This window comes from Rhodococcus koreensis, assembly GCF_017068375.1.
Classification (GTDB): Bacteria; Actinomycetota; Actinomycetes; order Mycobacteriales; family Mycobacteriaceae; genus Rhodococcus_F; species Rhodococcus_F koreensis.
The window spans coordinates 3844682-3868841 of the sequence record NZ_CP070609.1; the positions used below are offsets into that span (position 1 = coordinate 3844682).

19 protein-coding genes are annotated in these 24160 nt (G+C 64.6%); 10 read left to right on the plus strand and 9 right to left on the minus strand.

The window, feature by feature from the left end; genetic code table 11:
- Window positions 1-4: 4 nt before the first annotated feature.
- Window positions 5-1708 (minus strand): PHA/PHB synthase family protein, encoded by a 1704-nt coding sequence (locus JWS14_RS17695; RefSeq protein WP_206013950.1) that lies wholly within the window; start codon window positions 1706-1708, stop codon window positions 5-7.
- 2 nt (window positions 1709-1710) lie between these two features.
- The gene (locus JWS14_RS17700) at window positions 1711-3222 is read right to left on the minus strand and encodes a long-chain-fatty-acid--CoA ligase (RefSeq protein ID WP_206013951.1); all 1512 of its coding nucleotides are present in this window, start codon (window positions 3220-3222) and stop codon (window positions 1711-1713) included.
- Between the two features lie 145 nt (window positions 3223-3367).
- Between JWS14_RS17700 and JWS14_RS17705 the strand changes: the two genes are divergently transcribed.
- The gene (locus tag JWS14_RS17705) at window positions 3368-4549 is read left to right on the plus strand and encodes a PucR family transcriptional regulator (protein WP_072947302.1); all 1182 of its coding nucleotides are present in this window, start codon (window positions 3368-3370) and stop codon (window positions 4547-4549) included.
- 172 nt (window positions 4550-4721) lie between these two features.
- Here JWS14_RS17705 and JWS14_RS17710 read toward each other — a convergent pair whose 3' ends face one another.
- From JWS14_RS17710 to JWS14_RS17735, 6 genes are all read right to left on the minus strand, one after another.
- Window positions 4722-5498 carry an SDR family NAD(P)-dependent oxidoreductase gene (locus tag JWS14_RS17710; protein WP_206013952.1) on the minus strand — a complete coding sequence of 259 codons (777 nt, stop codon included), beginning with the start codon at window positions 5496-5498 and terminating at the stop codon, window positions 4722-4724.
- Between the two features lie 159 nt (window positions 5499-5657).
- Window positions 5658-7181 (minus strand): APC family permease, encoded by a 1524-nt coding sequence (locus tag JWS14_RS17715; RefSeq protein WP_206013953.1) that lies wholly within the window; start codon window positions 7179-7181, stop codon window positions 5658-5660.
- Between the two features lie 46 nt (window positions 7182-7227).
- On the minus strand, window positions 7228-8538 hold the full coding sequence (locus JWS14_RS17720; RefSeq protein ID WP_206013954.1) for an MFS transporter: 1311 nt from the start codon (window positions 8536-8538) through the stop codon (window positions 7228-7230).
- Between the two features lie 107 nt (window positions 8539-8645).
- Complete coding sequence (locus JWS14_RS17725; protein WP_072947231.1) at window positions 8646-9398, minus strand: SDR family oxidoreductase; 753 nt, start codon at window positions 9396-9398, stop codon at window positions 8646-8648.
- Complete coding sequence (locus tag JWS14_RS17730) at window positions 9391-11067, minus strand: NADH:flavin oxidoreductase (protein WP_206013955.1); 1677 nt, start codon at window positions 11065-11067, stop codon at window positions 9391-9393. The genes JWS14_RS17725 and JWS14_RS17730 overlap by 8 nt, the downstream gene beginning before the upstream one ends.
- A gap of 5 nt (window positions 11068-11072) precedes the next feature.
- On the minus strand, window positions 11073-12017 hold the full coding sequence (locus JWS14_RS17735; protein ID WP_259375865.1) for a dihydrodipicolinate synthase family protein: 945 nt from the start codon (window positions 12015-12017) through the stop codon (window positions 11073-11075).
- A 586-nt stretch (window positions 12018-12603) separates the two neighbouring features.
- On the opposite strand from JWS14_RS17735, the gene JWS14_RS17740 reads away from it, so the two are divergent.
- The 9 genes from JWS14_RS17740 to JWS14_RS17780 all read left to right on the plus strand — a co-directional run bounded on the left by JWS14_RS17740 (window position 12604) and on the right by JWS14_RS17780 (window position 23100).
- Complete coding sequence (locus JWS14_RS17740; protein ID WP_072947234.1) at window positions 12604-14082, plus strand: aldehyde dehydrogenase family protein; 1479 nt, start codon at window positions 12604-12606, stop codon at window positions 14080-14082.
- A gap of 166 nt (window positions 14083-14248) precedes the next feature.
- Entirely contained in the window at window positions 14249-15745 is a 1497-nt protein-coding gene (locus JWS14_RS17745; RefSeq protein ID WP_206013957.1) for a flavin monoamine oxidase family protein, read from the plus strand.
- A 32-nt stretch (window positions 15746-15777) separates the two neighbouring features.
- The gene (locus tag JWS14_RS17750) at window positions 15778-17313 is read left to right on the plus strand and encodes an APC family permease (RefSeq protein WP_072947236.1); all 1536 of its coding nucleotides are present in this window, start codon (window positions 15778-15780) and stop codon (window positions 17311-17313) included.
- A gap of 181 nt (window positions 17314-17494) precedes the next feature.
- Window positions 17495-18409 carry a LysR family transcriptional regulator gene (locus JWS14_RS17755; RefSeq protein WP_083395706.1) on the plus strand — a complete coding sequence of 305 codons (915 nt, stop codon included), beginning with the start codon at window positions 17495-17497 and terminating at the stop codon, window positions 18407-18409.
- A 181-nt stretch (window positions 18410-18590) separates the two neighbouring features.
- Window positions 18591-19739, plus strand: coding sequence for a PucR family transcriptional regulator (locus JWS14_RS17760; protein WP_072947238.1), 1149 nt, complete (start codon window positions 18591-18593; stop codon window positions 19737-19739).
- Window positions 19736-20491 carry a VOC family protein gene (locus tag JWS14_RS17765; RefSeq protein ID WP_074933829.1) on the plus strand — a complete coding sequence of 252 codons (756 nt, stop codon included), beginning with the start codon at window positions 19736-19738 and terminating at the stop codon, window positions 20489-20491. Before JWS14_RS17760 ends, JWS14_RS17765 begins: the two co-directional genes overlap by 4 nt.
- A 118-nt stretch (window positions 20492-20609) precedes the next feature.
- Window positions 20610-21812: an aromatic ring-hydroxylating oxygenase subunit alpha gene (locus tag JWS14_RS17770; RefSeq protein WP_072947240.1), complete on the plus strand. Its 1203-nt coding sequence runs from the start codon at window positions 20610-20612 to the stop codon at window positions 21810-21812.
- A complete protein-coding gene (locus JWS14_RS17775; protein ID WP_206013958.1) occupies window positions 21802-22746 on the plus strand; it encodes a PDR/VanB family oxidoreductase in 945 nt (314 codons plus the stop codon). The genes JWS14_RS17770 and JWS14_RS17775 overlap by 11 nt, the downstream gene beginning before the upstream one ends.
- Window positions 22747-22854: 108 nt before the next feature.
- Window positions 22855-23100: a hypothetical protein gene (locus JWS14_RS17780; RefSeq protein WP_072947242.1), complete on the plus strand. Its 246-nt coding sequence runs from the start codon at window positions 22855-22857 to the stop codon at window positions 23098-23100.
- 253 nt (window positions 23101-23353) lie between these two features.
- Here JWS14_RS17780 and JWS14_RS17785 read toward each other — a convergent pair whose 3' ends face one another.
- Complete coding sequence (locus JWS14_RS17785; RefSeq protein WP_206013959.1) at window positions 23354-24157, minus strand: MBL fold metallo-hydrolase; 804 nt, start codon at window positions 24155-24157, stop codon at window positions 23354-23356.
- Window positions 24158-24160 lie beyond the last annotated feature (3 nt).

A 24160-nucleotide genomic window follows, 5' to 3' on the forward strand; every position in this document is an offset into this window, starting at 1 on the left:
GGTGTCAGTTCTGGTGCACGTAGGTGCCGGGCGCTGGGGCGAGGGGTGCATAGCCCGGGCCGCCCAGGGTTTGCGGTGCGTCGACTTCGGGGCCGCTGCGGTCGGCCAGCCAGCTGACGTAGTCCGGCCACCACGAGTCGGTGGTCTGCTCGGCCGTCTGCACCCAGTCTTCGGCCGTGTCCTGATCGACTTGGCCGATCTGGAAGGAGGCCCTGGGGTTGCCCGGCGGGTTGACCAGGGCCGCGATGTGGCCGCTCGACGACAGGACGAACCGGTTGTCCTTGCTGCCGAGCAGCCGGGCACTGCGGTAGCAGGCCTGCCACGGGGAGATGTGATCGGCGACACCGCCGATGACGTACGAGTCCGCGGTGACCTTCGACAGGTCGACCGGAGTTCCCAGCATGCTCACCGCCCCGGGGATGGTCAGCGCGTTGCGTAATCCCATCAGCACCAGGTCGCGGTGCAGCGCGGCCGCCATCCGGGTGGTGTCCGCATTCCAGAACAGCACGTCGAAGGCCGCGGGCGAGCGGCCCTGCACGTAGTTGTTCACCCAATACCGCCACACCAGATCCGTCGGTCGCAGCCACGCGAACACCTCGGCCATCGCCCGTCCGTCGAGGTACCCCTTGGACCTCGACGCCCGGATGGCGGCCTGCGCTGCGCGCTCGCTCATTGCGGCCGACGCGAAGCCGGCCCTGTTCTGGTCGAGCACCGTGACGGCGAGCGTGAGTCCGGCGATCCGATCACCCTCACCGATCTCAGCGAGATGGGCCGCGGTCATGGCGGCGAGGATGCCACCCGAGCAGGTCGCCAGTAGGTGCGCGCTGGCGGTCCCGGCGATCTTCTGCACCGCATCGAGCGCCTCGACGATCGCCGCACCGTACGTATCGACGTCCCAGTCGCGATGCCGGGCTTGGGGATTGCGCCACGAGATCGTGAAGACCTGCTGGCCCTGCTGCAGGAAGTACTCGATCATGCTGCGACCGGGAGCGATGTCCATGATGTAGTACTTGTTGATCACGGGCGGGATCAACAGCAGCGGGATCGAGCGCACCTTCGGTGTCTGCGGTGCGTAATGGATCAGTTCGAACGCCCGGGTCTGCAACACCACAGCCCCCTTGGTGGTGGCGACGGTCTCGCCGACGGCGAACGCGTCGGGATCCACCATCGCCGGAATTCTGGGCTGGGACAGCATGTCACGGGCGAAGGCCTTCAATCCGCGCACGGCGCTCAGCCCGCCGGTGTCGATCATTGCTTTCCAACCGACCGGGCTGATCAGGGGGTTGTTGGTCGGCGCCAACCCCTCGACGATGTTGTCGAGAACGAACCGCATCTTCTCCGCGTCGCGCCAATCCAACTGGGCATCGTCGAACAGCTTGTCGGCCGTCTCCGCTGCTGCCAGGTACGCCTGCATGGTTCGCTTGAGCAGGGGATTGCCCTGCCATGCCGGATCGACGAAGCGTTTGTCACCCCTCGCGGGGGCACGTTCGCAGGTCCCGACGGCAATCGTGCCCAGTTCGCGGGCCAGGGTAGTGCCGCGACGAGCGAGTGTGCGCTGCCGTTTGGTGAGATTGACCGCCGACCGGGCCCAGGCCCCATTCGGGAGCATTCGGCCGAAAAATCCTCGGGTGGAGCTGGTCAGCAGCAGGTCCAACGGCGCGGCGAGCTCGTCGGGGCTCGTGGTCGGGCTCTTGGTCGGGTTCGTCATGACTACTTGGTGCTTTCGGTTGTAGGAACGGTTACCTCGCGGCGGAGGATCTTGCCGGTCGCTCCCTTCGGGAGACTGTCGACGATCCACACGCGGCGCGGGTACTTGTAGGCGGCGACTCGCTGCTTCACGAAGTCGCGCAGTTCGGTGGGATCGACCCGCGCGCCGTCCTCGAGGACGACCGCAGCGCCGATCTCCTCGCCGAGTGAGTCGTGCGGAAGACCGATGACCGCGGCCTCGACCACCACCGGATGCTCGTAGAGCACCTCCTCGACCTCCCGGGGGTAGACATTGAAACCACCGCGGATGATCAGGTCCTTCTTGCGGTCGACGATGTAGAAATAGCCGTCTTCGTCGACCTTGCCGACGTCACCGGTCGAGAACCAGCCATCGACCGAGAGCGCCGACGCCGTCGCGTCCGGCAGGTTCCAGTACCCCTTCATCACGTTGTGGCCCCGGATCTGGATCTCGCCGAGCTCGCCCTGCGGGACCTCGTGGCCCACCAGGTCGACGATCCGCATCTCGACACCCTCGACCGGGGTACCGATCGATCCGGGCTTGCGCTCGCGGTGCAGGTGGTTGAAGGACGCTACCGGGGAGGTCTCGGACAGCCCGTAGCCCTCGAGGATCGTGGCACCGAAAATCTTCTCGAAGTCGGTGAGTACCTGAACCGGCAGGGAGGCGCCGCCGGATACGCAGACGCGAAGGGACGCCGTCGCCGAGGAAGGAAACCCCCTCGCCTCACCGAGCAGCGCCGAGTACATCGTCGGCACGCCCTCGAACACCGTGACTGCGTCGCGTTCGATCACGTCGAGGGCCGTGTGCGGGTCGAATCTGGGGATCAGTGTGAGCGTCGCCCCCGCCGACACCGAGGTGTTCAGCCCGCAGGTCAGCCCGAAGACGTGAAAGAGCGGCAGACACCCCATCACTACGTCGTCGGGCCCCAGTTCGATCAGGGTGCGCGCGGCGACGTCCTGGTTGCGGTCGAGGCCGCCGTGGGTGAGTTCGGCCCCCTTCGGCTTGCCGGTCGTCCCCGACGTGTGCAGGACGACGGCGGTGTCTGTATCGGCACGGTCGACCGGACTCACTTGTTCGGGCAGATCCGCCGTCAGCCTCACCAGATCGGCATCGTCGACCAGCCAGCATTTCGCTCCGGCCGCCGCGGCGGCCGCGGTGGCCTCCGGGGCGAAGGCCGGCGTCGCGAAAAGAGCTGTCGCACCCGTGTTGGAAAGGTAGAACTCGATCTCTCGGGACTTGAGCAACGGGTTCATGGGCACCGCGATGGCACCGCTGCGCAGAATGCCGTAGAAGGCCAGCGCGAATGCCGGCGTATTGGGCAGCATCAACCCGACCCGATCGCCGGCCGCGATTTCTTCGCGGTCGAGGAAGGTGGCGACTCGCGCGGCCGCCGCGTCGAACTCGGTGAAGGTAAATTCCTGATCGCCGCAGCGAAGCGCGATCTTGTCCGGGTATTTTCGCGCTGAGGCAACAAGATTCAAACTCAGATTGGACAAGAGGACCTCCGGTGACTGTTGGCGTTTTGCCGTTGAATCAAGGGTGACTCCTGGCGCCGCCTCAGTCGATGGCCGCGGGAACAACGTCCGTCGGCCGCCGGTGTGTGCGCTCACAACCGGCGTCGATTCGGCCTATCGTGTCGGTATGGAGGGACGACCAGATCCACCCATCGTCGAACTCGCCGACGCGATGCTGGCCCGTGCCGACGAGTTCGGTGCCGCGCTGGCCGCGGTCATCCGTCGCGACATCGACTACTACCGGTCGAACACCCTCGTGAGCACCGACGAGATCCAGCGCAGCTGCAGCGCGAACATGACCTTCGTCTTTCGTGCGCTGGCCGGAGACACCGATATGGACGTCTCCGCAGCGGAAGCGACCGGGACCTCCCGGGCGCTGGCCGGCGTCCCGTTGCCGGCGGTGATGGCGGCGTACCGGGTCGGCTTCCGCTTCATGTGGGAGAAGACGGTCACGGAGGCGAGAAGTAGCGGGGTGCCGCTCGCCGCGATCCTGAACGCCACCTCGCAGATCCTCATCGCCCAGGACATGTTCACCCAGGCGATGACCGACGCGTACCGGCACCAACAAACGATTCAGGTCCTCAACCACGAGGAGGAACGTTCGGCGCTCGTGGAAGCGTTGTTGTTCCGCCGCATCACCGACATACAGAGTCTGTGGGAGACAGCCGACCTCTTGCGGTTGCCGACAGCTGGCCCGTATGTCGTTGTGGCAGCGCAGGTTCCCGCCATCGGCAAACTCGGTCTCCCGGAAATCGCAAGCAAGCTCGACGTCCGTGACATCCGCTCAGCATGGCGACTGCTACCCGACCTCCAGGTCGGCATCGTCTTCCTCCGCCGCCCCGACATCCTCCACGAGCTGATCGACGTCCTCGACACCGTTGCCACCTCGCGCGTCGGCATCAGCCCACAATTCGACGACCTCAACGAGACCAGCGAAGCACTTCGACTCGCCCGGATAGCCACCGGCGAGAGACCGTCCGGCGACTCCTTGATCACGGTCTTCGACGGGTCTGCGCTCGCGTTCGCCGCCGTCAGTGCACCCGAGGCCATGAAACGGATCGGGAAGTCCGTGCTCGGACCGATCGATGACCTGCCACCCGAGGAGCGCAAGATTCTGGTGGACACCTTCGCGGCGTGGCTCGATACAGGTGGTTCAGCGAACGAGACCGCTGCGAAGATCTACTGCCATCCGAATACCGTCCGGCATCGACTCCACCGCATCGAGGAGTGGACCGGTAAATCGCTGTCGCGGCCAAGAGATGTCGCCGAACTCTGCCTGGCATTCGAGATCGACCGACTACTGCCCTGAAGGCACCGCGTTCAGCGCAGGCGCGATTGCAAGGCCGACGAACGACTCTTCCGTAAAGCTCTCGACCAGGCAGTGCCTGGCTCCTCGGGTGCTGGTCACCGACAAGCTCGCCAGTTACGGGATGGCGCATTACTCGGCGTCCTGATCGCCAACGTCTTCGCGTCCTGTCTTCTCAGAGCATTGGCTGGCGGGTCAGGGTGCCGCCATCGACCGTGATGGTCTGCCCCGTGATGTAACTAGCATCGTCGGAGACGAGGAAGGCCACCACTGACGCGATCTCCGACGGTGTACCCAGTCGGCGCATCGGTACGTACCGCGCGATGACCTCATCGGATAGATCGGCGACCAGCGGATCAACCATCGGTGTTCGTATGCAGCCGGGCGCAACGCAGTTGACCCTGATGTTTTCATCGGCCCACTCAATAGCGCTGGTCTGAGTCAGGGATATCAGTCCGGCTTTCGAGGCGTTGTAGGGCGCAAAGTTGGCCTCCGCCGCCAGCCCGTTGACCGAGGCGATGTTGACGATCGATCCGCCGCCGGTGGACCGCATGGCACGGGCCGCCGCAGCAGAAGTGAGTGCCGCACCACGCAAGTTGTTGTGCAAAGTGGCGTCCCATCCCTGGGCCGTCATGTCGACCATCGCGATCGACTCATAGATGCCGGCATTATTGACGAGATAATCGACCCCCTCGAACAGATCGAGGCACCGATCGACAATGCTGTTACCCACATCCGGATCCGCCAGATCCGCAGCCATTCCGGCAACTTGACCGCTGTGCTGGCTCAGCTCCGCGGCCACCGCATTGACCTGGGCTGTATTGCGTGAGCAGATCAGCACACGATAACCCCGTCGTGCAAATAGCTTTGCGCAGGCGTACCCGATACCCTTGGTACCTCCGGTGATAATGACGCGGCGGTCCACACCGGCTTCCGAGTTGTTCACAGTCACTTCCCTTTCCTCGCTCAGATGAAGTTGGCCGACCGCCGGCACAGGCCGCGTTGGTAGCTGCCCGCGCCGTGCTTCTCGCGTGTGGGCCCCTTTGCGTACACCGGATCAGACGTCGTGGTCGGTGAATGCCTTTACCGGCCGCACGCTCGGTTCCTGGCTCTACCGAATAGTGGACAACCCAGCGTTATTGGCTACCTCCTCGTGGACGGTCCCAGCACCCCTGGTCACGCGCATCTCGAGCTCGAGGGCGAGAGCGTCCGCGCCCTCGGGCATGGCAGGAGCCGGGAGTCGCCAGACCAATGGAAGCTTGTCCTGGACGACGCGTCGATAGACATAGAGCACGACCGAGAACAGCAAGATACCCACTGCCAGCAGAGATTCCCTTGCGCCGCCGTAGCCCAGCAAGCCGGGATTGAGGACGCCGATCACGGTGATGAACACGTTGAACACCACCAGGACGGCCACGACCGGAATCCACGCGTTACTCCGCCGAATCGGCCGCGGCCAGTTCGGGCGATCTTTGCGTAGCAGGATGAAGGCCGCCAAACCCAGGATGATCGCCAACAGGTAGCCGAGATTGCTCGCCAGCAGGATGCTCACCGGATGCCCCACCAGGACCATGACGGTCGCGTTGAGGAGCACGTCCAGGGTCAGGGATCGGCCGGGCACACCCCACCGGTTGACCCAGTCGAGTTGCTTGATGGTCATCCCTTCCTGGGCAAGGCCGAACAGCGCGCGGCCCCCGTCGGCGGTAGTGGAGATCATCCCCACCAGCAGCGAGAAGGCGATCACGAGGGTTCCGATCCACGACGCTCCGCCGAACGCGTGGTCGAACGCCACCGCGACATAGGTCACCGGGTTGTCGCGAATCGTTCCCTCACCAAGGCCGCCGGCCAGGGCCAGCGGCACTACGACGAACAGCACGATCATGAACAGCGAAATTCGCGTCATGGCTTTGGAAGTGTCGCGGGATGTGTCCTTGTATTCGGGTGCGAAAGACGCAACGATCTCGCCTGTGTACACCGCCCACGCGGTCACGTAGAGCACGACGACCACGGTTTTCCAGTCTCCGTCAACCGACCACGACAAGTTGGCCGTCGACCAATGGATCGACGGGCTGACCAGGCACGCCACCGACACCACGACTAGACCTGCGATCACGAGCAGGCCGAGCACCTTGTTGACCGTGGCACCGAATTTCAAGCCGAAGTAGTTGAATGCCCAGGCGAACAGCATGGCACCGAGGGCGAAGACGTGCTCGAGCCCGAGGTGATTGCCAAGGACGTCGATGTCGAGTGTGTTTCCTTCAAACCACGTCGCCTCGATCAGTTCGCCGAACACGACCGAAGCCATGGAGATTGTCAGAGACCAACCGATCCAGTACCCGAACGCGGCGATGGCACCGATCGGGGCGAAGTACTTCTTCCAGCCCTCGATTGCGTAGCGCGCTACGCCCCCGGAGTCGCGCGGAAACATCGATGCCATCTCCGCGAACACCCGACACTGGAGATAGCTGACAACTGCACCAACGAACCAGACCGTGATTGCAACCCAGGCGCCGACGACCCCCAGAAGATAGCCGAATGTCACGAACAACCCAGTAGGTAGGGCAAGCGCAAGGGCCATTCCGTCGCGCCAGGTCAGTGTCTTGGCGAGTCTATGTTGGTCAACGCTGTCGCTCATCGTGGTGCTCCTCGTAGTTGGTCAGTACATGCTGGCGACGTGGTGTTCACTCTCCGGCGAAGGTGCCGCTGCGGCGGCGGGCTGCAATGTAGAGGACCACGCTGATGACCGACAGAACGGCGGTGTAGACGGGGAAGGCCCACAACAAGTTGCGGCTCTGCAACCAGACGATCAGGTAGGACGCGGTGCCACCGAAGGCGGCGACGGCGATGCCGTAGCCGAGCCCGGTGCCGGTTGCCCGGCAGTACTTGGGCATCAGCGACGTGGACACGACGTTGTAGAGCGTCATGTTCGCTGCCAGCAGTACGCCACCCAGCAGCAGGACCACGGTGAAGGTGCTCAGACCGTCGCCGGCGTACAGCAACATCAGGAAGATGCCGGGGACGACCGCGAGGCGAGTGACAACGAACGCCCGGGACAGGCGCACCCGGTCGGCGATCCGGCCGGTGATGATCGATCCGACCAGCATGATCACGCCGAGGATGCTGGTTACGGCGAAGATCGTGGTCGGATTCTCGCCGTAGGTGCCGCGGGCCAGGCTGGGCAGACCGACGTTCCACGCGTAGTTGTAGGCCTGCGCGGCGCCGACGACAAAGATGATCGCGGCTAGGCCGAGCCAGTGCCGTCGGACGCCCTCCCAGGTGCCCGACGTGCGTTCGGCCTTCTCCTCCTCCGACAGTGTCTCGGGCAGCGCACGCCGCAGGTAGAGCACGAAAAAGCTCATCGCAGCACCGACCAGCATCGGGACCCGCCAGCCCCACGTCGACATGGCGTCGCCGCCGATGGTGTAGCTGGTCGCGAAGCTGACCACGGAGGCGAGCAGGATGCCGAAGTTCTGGAAGAAGCTGATGTAACCGGCCGCCCTACCCTCGTGTCCGGCCGGCATCAATTCCACGGCGTACGCCGTGGACAGCGGTGCCTCGATGCCGGTGGACAGGCCCTGGAGCAGCCGGCATGCCAGCAGTAGGATCCCGGCCCAGACGCCGATCGAGTCGTAGGACGGCAGCAGCGCGATGCCGAGGGTGGTGGCCGCCATGATGCCGACCGACCAGAGCATCACCCGGCGACGGCCGATGCGGTCGGCGACATTGCCGAGCAGGACTCCGCCCAGCGGCCGGACGCAGAACCCGACCGCGAATACGGCCAGCGCGTCGAGGGTGGACGACACAGGGTCTTGCGACGGGAAGAACTGCGGCCCGATGAACGCGGCGAGGAGGCCGAAGATCATCCAGTCGTACCACTCGAGGGTGTTGCCGAGGCCGAGGCCCAGCATCGCCCTGCGGGTGGACGGTGGGGATGCGTTTCCGCGTTGCGTCGCCGACTCGGCGGTCGCCGTGGGGTCCTGGGTGCCGGTCATGACGAATTCTCCGGGGATGTCGGGAGGACCCGTTTTGGGTCGCTGCGAGGACGGTCGGTGGCGCCAATCGCTTTGTGAGATTCAAAGCGACTGCGCACCCGAATGATTCAGATCGACTGGGCGCCGTCGACGACCAACGTCACGCCTCGCATGAACTCGGCCGCCGGTGAGGCCAGGAAGCCGACCGCCTGTGCGATGTCGTTTGGCGTCGCCAGCCTGCCTGCCGGGATGCCGGATCGATAGGACGTCAGGTCGCCGACGACCTGTCGGTCCTTCGGGACACCGAGCTCCTCCCATTGACGGCGCTGCATCTCGGTGTCACAGGAACCGGGAGCGACAGCGTTGACGCGGATTCCGTCAGCTGCGAGTTCGAGTGCGAGGCATTCGACCATCATTTTGGTGGCGGCCTTGGTGGCGCAGTAGGCGCCGAGGTCGAGGCGGGGCTTGTGCGCACAGTTCGAGGTGATCGCGATCAGTGATCCACCCCCTTCGGCGCGCATCTGGGAGATGTGGGGGCGGAAGGTGTTGAGCACTCCCAAGGTGTTGATCTGAAAGTGGTTGACGAGGTTGTCGACCGGGTCGCTCGCCAACCGGCCGGATACGCACCTTCCTGCATTGGCGACCACCGTGGTGGGCGGCCCGCCCAATGCAGCTGTCAACGCCACGGCGGCCTGCTCCATAGCCGCGGCGTTGCTCACGTCGCACTCGGCGAAAGCGACTCGGTCCTTCAGTCGCGCCGAGGGCGCCTGCCGGTCGATTACGGCGACAGCAGCTCCATCTGACAGGAGTTTCTCGACGATGGCCTCGCCGATGCCTTGGCTGCCGCCGGTGACGATGCATCGCATCGGGTGATTAGTCATCACTGTTTTCCTTCCACGCTTGGGTGTATGCATCGCGCACGGCAGCGGCCAACTCACCCGGCTGTGCCGCGTCGCCGATCTTGATGGTGCGAGCCCCCGGAATGCGGGTCGGCTCCTTCCTCCGGGGGTTGCGCAGGTCGTAGAGCAATATGTGGTGGAGCCGGTCGCTTTTCATCAGCCGCTTCGGCAGGGGTACGCGGGACAGGACTCGGATGAGGATGCGGACGAGGGGACCGAGGTTGCCCACGTACGTGGCGCCTCTGGCGTCAGCGACGACGTCGACGTTCGTACGCCATTCGGGCGGTGGTTCCCGCTCCCCTTCCGGGGCGATGTGAACCCCGGCCTCGACGGCCTCCCTCCACAGTCCGTCGAAGTAGCGGCGCATCCGCTGTCGATCCGGTCGGTAGCCGTTGAAGGTGGGTGCTGCCGCCGCCTTCCAGGTGCGGTCCCGCGCGATGACGTACACCTCGTGTCCCGCTCGAGCCGATTCCACTGCGTAGGTCAGGCCGGCCGGCCCGGCACCGAACACGAGTCGGCGCTGCGCAACGGTTCGAGTGGCGGGCCGGTCGGTGGTCGTCACGGTGGGGTTCACCGCGCAGGCGAGCTGTTGACCCGATCGCATGGTCCGCACACAGTGATTGCACGCCAGGCACTCTCGCACTTGCAGGTGTTGCTGCGTCTTGCGCGCCCAGTGCGGATCGGCGATCTGGCCGCGCCCCACCGCGACGAAATCCGCCCACCCCTGTGCGAGAGCGTCCTCGGCCACAGCCGGGGCATTCACCCGCCCAACCGCGATGACGGGCAGGCGCGTGCGCGCCTTGACCGCCCTGGCCGCGTCGAGGAATACGCCGTCCCCGTACGGCATCGGCGGAATCATGATCTCGGGATCGACGGACTTGTAGTGCCCGCCGGTCACCGAGACGGCGGAGACGCCGGCGTTCTCGAGGTAGGGAAGGAACGCGAGCGAGTCGTCCACGGTTTGTCCGGCGGAGTAGTAGTCCTGACCGCTGAGGCGATAGCTCAGGGGAATTCCGACAGCTTCGACGATGCGGCGCACCAACGACGCGAGGAAGTCGTACCGGGCCGCGGCGTTCGGCAGCACCTGGTTCTCGTCGGCGCTGATCAACTGCGCCAGAAGGTATCCGTGGGCGCCGTGGAGCTCGATCATGTCGAACCCCGCCTCCTCAGCCCGTCTGGCCGCGGCGACGTGATCCACCACGAGCTGCTCCAGAGAATCCTCGTCGAAGAGCTCGGGAAAGTTCACGAAGCGTGCCGTCTCGAATACCGGAACCGGCCCCGCAGTCGAGGCCAGGGGGCGCCCGCCGAGTTCCGTCGGCAGCGCCCTCGCTCCGCCGTGGCCCAGTTGGATGCCGGCCCGAGCCCCCTGCTCGTGGATGGCCGCGACGAGGGAGCGCAACCCGGGTATGTACTCGTCCGAGTCGATGCCCAGCTCGCGCCCTCGGTGCCGACCACGACGCTGCGGCGAGGCCATCTCCACGATCACAAGACCACAGCCACCCCTGGCTCGTTCCTGGTAGTAACTCACGAGCTCCGGCGTGACCTCTCCGGAGGGGGTGGCCAGGCGAGTGGTCATGCTGGGCAACACGACCCGGTTGCGCATCTCGACGCCGCCGATCGCGCTCGGACTGAAGAGGTGGACGTAGGACATGAGCGTTACACGAGCCCAGCGGCGACGCAGGCGGCCTCGAGAGTGGCGAGCTCAGTGTCGTCGACCTCCACCAAGGGGCGCCGCACATACGTGGCGTCGCTCGGGATTCGCCCCAAGATGCCCAGGGCCGCCTTCATCCGATTGTGCTGGTCGAAGAAGGGATCGGCGTAGCAGGCAACGGCAAGGGGGTAGATGCGATCCCAGGCCTTTCGCGCCCCGGTCAGGTCGCCGGCCTGCATTGCGGCGAGGAGTTCACTCTGCAGATCCGCGACGATACTGCCGTGACCGCTCAGCACCCCGTCGCTGCCCACCAGAAGGGATGCAAAGAGGGCGCGGCTGAAGCTGCTCAAGACCGAGACGTGGGGCGCGTCGGCCTTGATCGCCCGCCAGGTGTCCTCGTACTCGACGATGTCGTAGGACCATTCCTTGATGGCCGCCACGGTCGGGATGGTCTGACAGATTTCCAGGGTGGTCTCGAGCGGCAGCGTGAGAGGGTTGCCGACCGGATACTTGAAGATGATCAGGGGCACGTCCACAGCTTCAGCGACCGCTTCGTAGTGGGAACGCTGCGATTCCGAGCGCTGCTGTGACCCGCCGGCGAAGACTCCCGAGGGGAAGACCAAGAGCGCCTTCGCTCCAGAGTCGACCGAACGTCGTGCCTCGGCCGCGGCTCGGGCACTGCCGTCGTCGTAGACGCCGGCGACCACGCCGACGGATTCCGGAACGACGGAGACGGCGTGCTCGATCATGCGTTGGCGTTCGTCGGTGGTCAGGGTCGCGACCTCCGAGGCGTGGGCGGTGGTGGTGATCCATTCAACTCCTGGTATTGCCGCAAGCCACCGGAGATGGGTGGTGAATGCGTCCCAGTGAATCGCTCCTCCCCTCGACATTGGAGTGAGGTGGGCTGGAATGAGACCCCGAACTGACGAGACCGAGTCGCTCTGGACCATGATGTCCCCTTTCTGATGCGGTTAGAAGAAAGGTAGGAACGAGCGTGTGGACGAACAAGGGACAGTCCTGCACGCCGATATGCATTTGTGCAGAAATTGCAGGTCAGATGAATTCCTGGTCCGCGCCTCCACGTTTGCGGTCAGAGACAAGTAGGGCCTGCTCCTCGACCTCCAGATCTCCGCGAGAGCCTTCTGCGCCCCGAAACGGTCGATTTATACAGTGCCGCTGAGTTATTCGCGATATCTCGAACTCGGCGCCATTAGTCGCGCGGGAGAAAGCGCCCAAAACGACCTCGGCAACGCCCTTTTCGTGGGCAGCGATCCATCGGCAGTCGCGGCTTCTCCAAATTCCTCGGAGAAGACGTATCAAGCGCCACCGAGTGTGGGCATGCACAGACAGTTCATCCTTGACTGTGCACACGCATATGTTGCCACCTGAAATTAGTGATTAAGTTCATTGTCACTCGATCCAGCCGGACGGATCACCTTACCCATCGGAACGGTCGGCCAGCGCTCACTCCGCATCCGACGAGGCGAGGTGCGACCGACGATGCCCCCGAAATTCCCCCACGATGGAGACAACGACATGACCACCGCCCCCTCTCCCGCACCCCCTCAGCTGGACACTTCGGTTGCCCGAGTCGATCTGTCGGATCAGACGTTCAAGCAGCTGATCGATGGGCAATTAGTCGAAGGGGCAACTAGTCAGCCGGTCCGCGACCCGGCAACTGGTGAGGTCATCGCGACGGCGCCGGTCGCCGATGAGAAGCAGGCCGATGATGCATACCTGGGTGCGGCCCGCGCATTCGGAGAGTGGCAGAACACCACGGTGGAGGAGCGGTCACGAATCCTGCACCAGCTCGCGCAGCGCATCGAGGCGCGGCGGGAGGAGATCTCGCGGATCATCACATTGGAAACAGGCAAACCGGCTGCCTCGGCCGACGGTGATGTCGACTCGGCCCTCATCTGGATGCGCCACATCGCCGACCTGCGCCTCGATCCCGAAGTGGTGCGTGACGACGAGGACTCGAGGATCGAGATCCACCGCAAGCCCATCGGCGTCGTGCTCGGGATCATCCCGTGGAACTTCCCCTTTTTCCAGACCATCTACAAGGTGGCGCCGGCATTGCTCGCAGGCAACACGATCGTGATCAAACCCGCACCAACCACACCGCTCAACGCGATGCTGATCGGTGAGATGCTCCAGGATCTGGTTCCGGCCGGAGTGGTCAACGTGGTGGGCGACGGAGGCGACCTGGGCCCCTACCTGACCGCCCACAAGAAGGTCGACAAGATCTCCTTCACCGGTTCCACCGTCGCAGGCCGCAAGGTGATGGCCAGCAGCGCCGAGACTCTCAAACGAGTTGTCTTGGAGTTGGGCGGGAATGACGGAGCGGTCGTGCTCGACGACGCAGACGTATCGAAGGTCGCCAAAGGCATCTTCGAGTGGGCATTCTGGAACTCCGGTCAGGTTTGCATCAACATCAAGCGGATCTTCGTGCACGCTTCGCAATACGACGAGTTCTGCGATGAGTTCGCCAGGTTGGCCACCGACGCCAAGGTCGGTCACGGACTCGACCCGGACACCGAATACGGTCCGGTGCAGAACCCGAAGCAGTTGGAGGCTGCCAAGAAGGCACTCGAGATCGCAGCGCGTGATGGAAAGATCATCGCCGGCGGCGACGTGTTCGACGGCCCCGGCTATTTCGTGCAGCTCACCGTCGTCCGCGACATCGATCACGCCAGTCCACTCGTCGCCGAGGAAACCTTCGCGCCTGTCCGCGCCATCGTGAAGTACGACGACCTCGACGAGGTGATCGAGCAGGTCAATGGGACCGAATATGGCCTGGGCAATTCGGTGTGGGGCACCGACGTGGAGCGCGCCACCAGGGTCGCGCAGCGCCTCGAGAGTGGCACGGTCTGGGTGAATACGCATTGTGCCGTCCTGCCTGACGTTCCCTTCGGCGGACGCAAGCAATCGGGTCTCGGCGTTGAGTTCGGCATGGAAGGGCTCCTGGAATTCACCGACACCAGCGTCCTTCACATCGTCAAGAAGAGCGACTGAAGCTTCGCAAAAGAGGGATCGGAAAGAGGAGCGCTTATTCGAGCCGAGCGACCGTGGAGACAACCGGAGGACAGTAGCCCCAATTCCGGGGACTTTACTTCGTTCCGAAGGTGACCGAATCAAATTGTCACCGACAAATAATTCTTGACTATCAGTGGATGAGGACATGGGAAACAACCAGTCATGTGATGTTGTGATCATTGGAGCCGGCTTCGCCGGCATCACCGCTTCACGGGAACTCAGTCGCCGGGGGTACGACGTGGTCGTGCTCGAAGGCAGGGATCGCATTGGCGGCAGAACCTGGTACAAGGACGACGCTCTGCCAGGGCACTCGTTGGAGTTGGGAGGTACGTGGGTTCATTGGTTCCAGCCACATGCGTTCGCGGAAATCTCGCGCTACAACCTCGAGCTTGTCGAAACCATCGGAGTGTCCGCGCCTGAGATCGCGGCCACGGTGACCGGAGGCCGGCGGAAGAGCGTTCCCTACGAGGAGGCCTCGGCGGCTATCGAGTCCCTCATGGAGATGGTCGTTCAGGACGCTCGGGAGGTTCTCGAGCGACCGTTCGAGCCCTTTTACCATCAGGATGCGCTGGAGGTCGTCGACAAGTTGTCGATCCAAGATCGGATCGACGGACTCGACCTGACTCCAGAAGAGAAGGACCTGGCCAATGGCTTGTGGACAGCCATGGGCTCCGCTCCCTGTGGAGACGTCGGTCTGGTTGCTGCGCTGCGTTGGTATGCGCTGAGCGGATTCGATATCAATGCAGTATTCGATACGGTTGGGCGCTACAAACTCAAGAACGGAACACGCTCTCTGATCCAGGCCATAGCCGACGATTCCTCAGCCGAAGTTCGGCTGAGCACCCCCGTTGCCGCGGTGGAACAATCGGATGACGGTGTGGTCGTGACCACCCGGCAAGGGGATACCTTGCGGGCTCAGTACGTGGTCGTCGCGGCACCATTGAATACCTTCGGTGCCATTGATTTCAGTCCCGCACTGTCCGCCGCAAAACAAGCGGGGATTTCTGAGGGCCAGCCCGGCCGTGGTTCGAAAGCGTGGGTGCACGTTCGAGGGGACTTGCCCAAGCCGTTCTTCGCTGTTGCTCCGGAGAACCATTTGATCAACTATGTCGTCACGGACAAGGTTCTCGATGACGGCCAGTTGCTGATCGCATTCGGCCCCGAAGGAGCTGATCTGAACGCCAGTGACGTTGACCAGGTCAGTGCAGAACTCCAGAAGCTATTCGGGGATCTGGAAGTCGTCGCCACCACGGGACATGACTGGGCAAGCGACGAGTTTTCGCGCGGCACCTGGTGCATGTTCCGACCGGGCCAGACAACGAGGTTGCTCGCGGAGCTGCAGAAGCCCGAGGGCAGGGTCTTCTTCGCTGGTTCGGATCTCGCGAATGGATGGAACGGGTTCATCGATGGCGCGATCGAATCCGGAATCCGGGCTGATCGAGAGATTCATGCACGGATCTCCGGGAATCCCAGCCGAGCCCGGTCACAGGTTGCACCCCCTTCGCGCAACTCGGATGCACGCGAATTCCGGGGTGAAGACCTAGACATGCAGGGCCGGGACGCTCGCCGCGGCCTGGCGTCCCGGCCTGCCGTCCACACAGATCACCAGAAGGTGCCGATCCCGACGATCGCGTCGACCTAGCTCGGGGGGACAATAAAAACGAAGGACGAGACATGACCGAAAACAGCATGGGCGATCGAAGACTCGCCAAGAAGCTCACCTGGCGCGATGGCATGGCCATGGCGCTGACCCTGCCAGTTGGGTTGTTCGTGACCTTCGGCTACCTACTCGGCGTAGTCGGTGCGTGGACCGCAATTACGATCTGGTTCATCGGAGCGGTGATCAGCTTCCTGCAATGCCAAGTCTTTGCGGAGATGGCGGCAATGTTCCCCCGCGACTCCGGAGGGGTCGCACGCTACGCAATCGAGGGCTGGAAGAAATACTTCGCCCCACTGGGAGCTATCGCCGCATTCGGCTACTGGCTCGGTTGGTCACTGTCCATCTCCATGGCCTCCGTGGTCTTCGGCGAATTGATCGAGGCGACCTGGTTTCAGGACAACACTGTCGCCTTCAGCATCTTCGGCAACCAACTCGGGCTCGAACACCTCTTCGCCCTCGGTGCCATGCTGTTCGCCTGGGCCTTCAACTACTTCGGCTTGAAATTCGGTGCCACGGTCAACAAGGTGCTCGGATTGCTGGTCGTCGCAGGTCTAGCCGTAATAACGGTGGCGTGCCTGGTCAGCCCGTCGATCCATTGGTCGACGGCCAACTTGTCGTGGTCGGTGGCCGGCGACTGGCGAACTGTCGCCGTCGTGTTCTACGTGACCGCGTGGACGATCTACGCGGGCGAGATCGTTGCGTCTTTCGCACCCGAGTACAAGGACACCGCCCGCGACACTTCCAAGGCCATGTCGCGAATTTCGTTGTTCATGATCGTGTTGTTCGTCGTCGTCCCGACCGCTCTCGCGGGTGGTCTTGGCGAGGGCGTGGTCCGGGACAACCCGGTGAACTATGTCGCGGTGGCGTTCGACCACGCATTCGGTGGCGCGGCCTGGATCGGAACGATCGTGATCGCTTCGGCCCTGCTGATCTCCATCATCTCCACTACCGCCGACGGGGGCCGCGCGCTGTTCGGCCTTGCCCAGGAAGGGATGACCATCAAGCAACTCGACTGGGTCAACCGGTGGGGTGTGCCCGGCCGATCCCTGACCCTGGACGTGCTCCTCAACGCGACCGTCATGGTCCTGGTGGGGCATCCGGTGAGCATCCTGCTGGCGAGCAATCTCGGCTACCTGCTGGCGATCATCCTGGGTTTGGCGGCCTTCATCCTGCTACGCAAAGATCGCCCGAACTGGCCGCGGCCGATTCGGCGGAGTAACGCGTGGATTCCGGTCGTGGCCGTCCTGGTGGTGTTCAACGTATTCATCACCGTGATCGGCGTCCTCAATCCCGAGCTTCTGGGCTACGGCGGCGCCCGGGAGTCCCTCGTCGCGGTGGCCGTCCTGCTGTTCTCGGTCGTGCTCTATGCGTATCGACGTGTTGTTCAAGACAAACTTCCAATGCTCTGGCGGCTCCCCGCTCCGGCGATGCCCCAGGGTGCCGACGCGCTCGCCCTCGAGCACGAGATGAAGCAGATGCGTTCCTCTCCTACCCGCTCGACGAACCGTGACCCAATGACGCCAACCGAACTCGAGAAGGGACGTCTGTGAGGATCCTGCGCGGACGATGACCGACCGGCAGGTTCCGGGCCGATACCGCGCTGGCCACGATTCCAGCCTCGGCATCGGGCGTGAGGTCACCAGTAGCTCGTAGAGGACGGTGCCCTCGCCATCGGGGTAGGCCCCGGTGGCGAGGGCACGCATCGAAGTGAAATCGACATTGAGGGACCGGATGAGAGTGGATGCGGAAGACGTGAAGTACTTCCACGTCGTAGCCGAAGCCAAGACCCTGGTCCGCGCCAGCCAGGAGCTGGGGGTTGACTACACAACCGTCAGCCGCCGAATCGGTCGGCTGGAAAAAGCGCTCGGAACCCGGCTGTTCAGCCGGAGTGGAACTGGCTGGAAGCTGACACCCACGGGCGAAGGTCTCCTGCCGGCAGCGCGCATGGTTTCCCTCGGTGTCGATGTGTTCGCGGACGGCGACCCGATCGTGTCGGGTCCGGAGGAATGGACCATCCTCGCTCCGGACGGGTTCGCCGCGGCCGTCCTGGCACCGCGCTGCGGACGCTTGATCGCCGAGAGCGGAGTCATCCTGCGTATCGTGACGGCAGATTCCCTGGCGAGCCGGGACGGGGTGTCCTTCGACGCGGCGGTGGTCCGCACCAAACCCACATCTACCCGGGTCAAAGTCCAAGAACTCGTTGCCTACGAGATCGGGCTCTACGCCACCGAGGACTACCTGCACACACACCCCACGATCGGACAGATCGAGGATCTGCAACAGCACGTCCTGTGCTGGTACGCGGAGGACCCTCTCGCAGCCGTGCCCGACTTCGCGGCTCTCAGACCGATGCTGCCCAACATCATTCGGTTACAGTCCAACAATCTCCTGGTACACGAGGAAGCCGCACTGGCCGGTGTGGGGATTGCCGTCATGCCCACCTACATCGCACGTAGACGCCCGTCCCTGGTCCGAGTTCTCCCCGAGGACGTCACATTTACCGGGCACTACTGGACAGTCCTGCCGGCCGCTCAGCTCCGTTGGGAAATCACCCGGAAGGTCCTGCAATTCCTTCGCGATGCCGTCGTCGACTCCGGTCTCGCCCCGTCCCCGGAAGAACAGCCACGTCGAGCGAACGAGAAGTAGACTCCGTCATGCGCGGCGCTGAGCCACTTGTGCATGGGATTGCACGCTCCACCGCCCCTGATCCCGGCAACAGGCTCGCCGGTTGGGCGAACATCGGCAGCTCGTGGAGCGCATTTACTTCCGGATCCGCGGCGACATCGACTCAGGTGACCCACGTGGCCCAGTGCGTAGGATGCACGGTATGACGTCGGCCGACCCTGAACTCGCCGACCACCGGATCCTGGCCGACACACTGACCGCCGAACGGCCACTGCATGCACTGGTGAACGCGCTACACGGGATCTCGGCCGCGCCGGTGGCCGTGATCGACCTACGCGGTGGCGTATTGGTCAGTGTGCCTGCGCGGACCGAGTGGCCGGCCGAAGAACTGGTCGCTGCCTCACCTCCGACCGGGGACGTGGTCGCCGACTGCGTGCTCCGGCCGGTGGAGCTGGAAGGCGAGCCGGTCGCCGTGCTGTGCGCGCGAGGACAGGACGTGCCCCCGGCGCTGTTCTCGTTCGCCGCGACGCTGGCCGGTATCGAACTGTCGCGCCGCCACGCCGTCTTGAGCGGACGACGGGAGCTACTCGGCCAGATCCTCGAGGACGTCATCGCCGGTCAGTCCAGCGAACAGGAGACCGCACGGCGGCTCGGCGAGCACGGCCTGGACGCCGGCAAAGCGCACGAGGTCGTCATCGGTTCGGTGGCCTGTCCGCCTCGGCGGCTCCGCTCCTACCCGTGGAACCTGCACACTCTACTGAGCCAGCAACACGACCCGCACCTGCGAGCAATCGTGGACGACCGCGTCGTCCTGGTCGTCCCGGAGGGAGCCGGACTGTTCGTGGCGCGGCTGTGCCACGACCACCTTTCCAGCCTGGGGTCGGATGCCCGTGTGGGGGTCAGCAAAGCGCGCGTCGGAGTACGTGGACTGCGGTTGGGCTACTTCGAGGCGCGTAACGCCCTCGCCGAGGGCTACGGTGTGCACGTGCACCGGATCCAGGACCTGGCTACAGCGCTGCTGATCGCCGGCATCGAAGCCGGTCTGCCACTGCGCGATCTGGCGGCCGAGGCACTGGCCCCGCTCCTCGAGTACGACCAGAAGCACGGCACCGCACTGGTGGACACACTCCGCCGTTACCTGGCCGAGGACGGAGCACCGGCGGCAACCGCCACGGCACTGTTCGTGCACCGCAACACCTTACGCAACCGGCTCCGACTGATCGAGGAGCTCACCGGCCGTGACATCGATTCGCCGAGCAGCCGCACCCATTTCTGGCTGGCCACGACCTGCTGGGAGCTAGGCTCCACCGCAGATCTGTCGTCACTTCTCGACGGGCGGGGACCACAATGACAGGCAGTGTCGGGATCACCTCGGACACCGTACTTTTCGTGGGCGGCGACACATCCGGCGGCCGGGCGTTCTACGCCCTGGCCATGGACCACGGGCGTGGCAGTGACGGCCCTGGGCAGCGTATCTCGTTCGTATCGGCTGGTGATGTACCGGTGCCACCGCAGGGATGTTGGGTACCCTGCTTCGGTACCGACGACCACGTGGCCGCCGGTCGCCGAGCACTCGACCTCGGGGCACGTCCGGCCGGCACCGTTCCCGTCGACGGCCGGGACCAACCCGTGTACTCCGCGCCCGACGGGGCGCTGTTCGGGCTGACCGACGTTCCCGGTTCCCGACCGCACAGTCAGCGGCTGGGAGACGTGGCCTTCGTCGACTTGTACACGCCGCTGGCCGAAGAGGCAGCAACCTACTACGCCCAGACGCTGTCCTGTCATTTGATCGACGAGCCGGCGCCCAGCCCGGGCAACTACCGCCTACTGGTGTCTGCGGATCGACCCGTGGCCGGTGTTGTGGACATGTTGGACGTCCTGCCTTCTGCCGTTCCGCCACACTGGATCCCGTTCCTACGGGTCCTCGATCTGGAAGCGGAGGTCGCACGCCTGAGCGACCTCGGTGCACGAGTCCGGGTGCCGGCCACCGACTCTGCGATGGGCCCGTTCGCCGTGCTCGTCGACCCGTTCGGGGTTGCCTTCGGGCTGCAGACCCCGGTCTCCGACGAACTCCTGAGGACATACGCCACCATCCGGAGATAACTGTGACCGTGCACAGAACGTGCGGCGCGAACTGTGCACGAGAATATGTTGACGGTCCGAAATAGTGATTAAGTTCATTGTCATCCATTCCAGCTCCCCCAATGATGGAGACGATGACATGACCACCGCCCTCCCGCCCGCACCCCTCACCGCTGATGCGCTGGATTGTGTGCTCCAGGAACACCTCTCCGACGCACGAACGCTTCCGGCGGAGGCCTACCTTTCACCCGAGGTCCTCGACTGGGAACGCAAGCACCTCTTGGAAGCTGCGTGGGTCTGCGTGGGGCGCAGCAACGACGTCGGCAAGCCCGGCGACCAGCGCGCCGTGCGGGTCGGGACCCAGGGCATCCTCCTGACCCGCGACGGTTCCGGCACCCTTCACGCCTTCTACAACGCGTGCCGACACCGGGGACACGAACTGTTGGCGGTGGACTCGTGCACCAACAAGCGTCTGGTGCAGTGCCCCTACCACTCGTGGGTCTACGAACTGGACGGCGAACTCCGCTCCGCGACGCGGTTCACCGGCACGGACAACTTCGCAACGGACGAGTGGCCCCTCATCGGGTTGCGCGCAGTCGAGTGGTTCGGCTGGATCTTCGTCAACGCCTCCGACGATGCCCCCGACTTCGGTGAGTGGGTAGGCAATCTGACCGATGTCGTCGCCCCCTGGGATCCCACGGACATGGTCGTCGGCGAGTCTCACAGCTATACGCTCCAGACCAACTGGAAATTGGTGATCGAGAATTACCTCGAGTGCTACCACTGCCCCTCGATCCACCCTGAGCTCTGCCGGGTCAGCCCGCCGGAGACCGCAATGGGTCTGCGGCACACCGGCATGTGGCTGGGTGGACCATTGGAACTGCGCGATGACGCGGAAACCATGAGCCTCGACGGCCGCAGCGGCGGGGAACGCATCGCCGGGATCAGCGACGAGCAGGCCCGTCGGACGATCTACTTCATGCTTGCACCCAACCTGCTACTGACCCTGCAGCCGGACTACGTAATGACCCACCGCCTGGTGCCGCTGTCTCCCGGTGAGACGTTCGTGGAGTGCTCCTGGCTCTTCCCACGGGAGGTGGCCGAACGCCCCGGCTTCGACCCCTCGTACGCCGCAGGGTTCTGGGACATCACCAATCGGCAGGACTTCGCAGCCTGCGAGTCCGTGTACCAGGGGCTGTTGGGCAACGGCTACCGGCCCGGGCCATTCGACGCGCGTGAGGACGGCGTCCGCGCCTTCCAGGCCCAGCTTGCTTCCGCATACCTCACCGGGCGCTGGGACATCGCGCAAACCATCACCTTCGGCGGCCGTGATGACCAGTGACGCCGAGTTTTCGCTCCAGGTCACCGCCGTCGCATCACCGGCATCGGGTGTGCGACAGGTGCGCTTGGAGCGTCACGACCGAACCGTGCTGCCCGAGTGGGAGCCCGGCGCACACATCGACGTGATGCTGCCGAACGGAGTTGTGCGCCAGTACTCGCTGTGCGGCGACCCGCAGGACCCGTCGGTCTACGAGATCGCGGTGCTGCGCGCGCCGCAGAGCCGCGGCGGCTCCGAATACGTGCACACCCGCTTGCGCGTCGGCGACGTCATCCCCGTGCGGGGGCCGCGGAACAACTTCGCCTTCGCTGCCCGGCGCCGGGCCCTGTTCATCGCCGGCGGAATCGGGATCACCCCGATTCTCGCAATGATCAGACGAGCTGAGCGCGAAGGCATCGATTGGACACTCGTCTACGGCGGGCGATCCCGTGACACGATGGCGTTCGCCAGCGAACTCGAGCGCTACGGAGACCGCGTGCAGCTGGTGCCCGAGGACGAGTTCGGGCTGGTGAACCTGCCCGGGCTGCTCGGCACACCGCTGCCGGACACCGAGGTCTACTGCTGCGGGCCCACCGGCCTGCTCGACGCCGTGCAGGCGCTGTGCAAGCCGTGGCCCGCCGGATCGCTCCACCTGGAACGGTTCTCGGGCACAGTCACCGACGGTCCGAACGATGCATTCACCGTGGTCGCCGAACGCAGTGGTGTGGCCTGCTCGGTGGTGCCGGGCCAGTCGATCGTGGAAGCACTGGCCGACGCCGGAATCATCGTCCCGACCTCCTGCGGAGAGGGCCTGTGCGGCACCTGCGAGACCAAGGTCCTCGACGGGGTGCCCGACCACCGCGACCTACTCCTCGGCGACGACGAGCGGGAGGCGGGCACGTCGATGATGATCTGCGTGTCCCGCGCCAAAGGCGAACGGCTGGTCCTCGACCTGTAGCGAGGTTGGGCGAGTTGGTTCGGCCAGCTACGCAGGCGTGGCCGGGCGAGGAATCGCGCGACCACGCCTGCACTCCCGTTTTGTCATGCTGGAAAGAACGGAGACGACGTGACCGAAGACGAACTGACCATGCTCGACTTCGCTGTCAAATGGGCACCTTTCGGAGGCGGAGACGACCACATACTTCCCGAGTTCGGCGTCCTCCCCACCGAGTTCTACCGGCGACTGCAAGCATTCCTCGCCTACTACCCCGGCGTGAACGACAGCGTCCGACGCCGGCTCGCCGAGTTGTGCACCCTCAAACTCCGCGCGGCACCGTCGCCGGCTCGAACACTCTGGCACCTCGGTAGATAGCAACCTCGGCGTACACACCCCGATCGAGACCCTGATGGTCCGCGCCGACCGCCTAAGGACTCGCGTGTGCTATTGGCTAACCCACAGCCGACGAACCCGGCAGACCTCGAGGGTGTAGCCGTGGGACCGTGCCGACCCAGTCTGCGCCAGACTCTGTCAGGTGGGAACAACGGAGATCCGGGGCGCCCTGGCCACCAGGCTCGTCGTCGCGCCCGAGATGTCAACCAGGCGTGGTCGGGATTCGGCAACATTGTCAGTGGGCGGGTTCGAAGCCCGCCAGCATCTGTTCGAGCGCGAACTGGTCGGGCCCGACGAAGGGATCGGCCTGCGGGGCCGCGGCGAGCATGTCGAGGTACTCGGCGGTGCGCCCCTCCGCCGGCGGCAGGTGAGTGCTGAGTATTCGCCGGGGGTCGAGATCCCGCAACGTCGACACGGTGGCCGAGAATTTGGCTTCGTCCACCGTGTGCACCCAGGGACTGTCCACGGTGGCCCACAGGTGCTGGGCGGCGCGAACCACGCTGGGAACGCAGTAGCCGACGTCGTCGGCGGTGGCGAGTTCGGCGGTCTCCATCGGGGCCCCGAAGCAGTCGGACGAGAAGTAGGTTCCGCTGCGGTCGTCGTAGCAGCCGACCGTGCTCGGATTGTCGAACAGCGGCGGCCGCAGCGCGGTCAGCCGGCGATCGCCGACGTCGAGGGATTGCCCCGGGTTGAGTAGGTACACCCGGTCCAACGGGACGGGCCGCTCGCACGACATGATGCCCACAGCGGCGAAGGTGGTGATCAGGCGCGCGTGCGGCGCCTGATCGAGCAAGTCGAACAGTGCGCCGGTGTGATCGCGGTCCGGGTGGGTCAACCACACCCATTCGACGTCGGCGGGGTCGAGCACGGTTCCGAGTGCGTCCATGAAGCCCCGGCCGGGCAGACTCAGTCCGGTGTCGATGACGACGGGCTCAGAGGCCAGCAGCACGTAGGCGTTCACCGGCAGATGTCCGATTCCGGGCACTTCCAGCGCGTCACCGAGAACCGCGATGTCGTGTCGTATTCTGTTGATACGCATGAG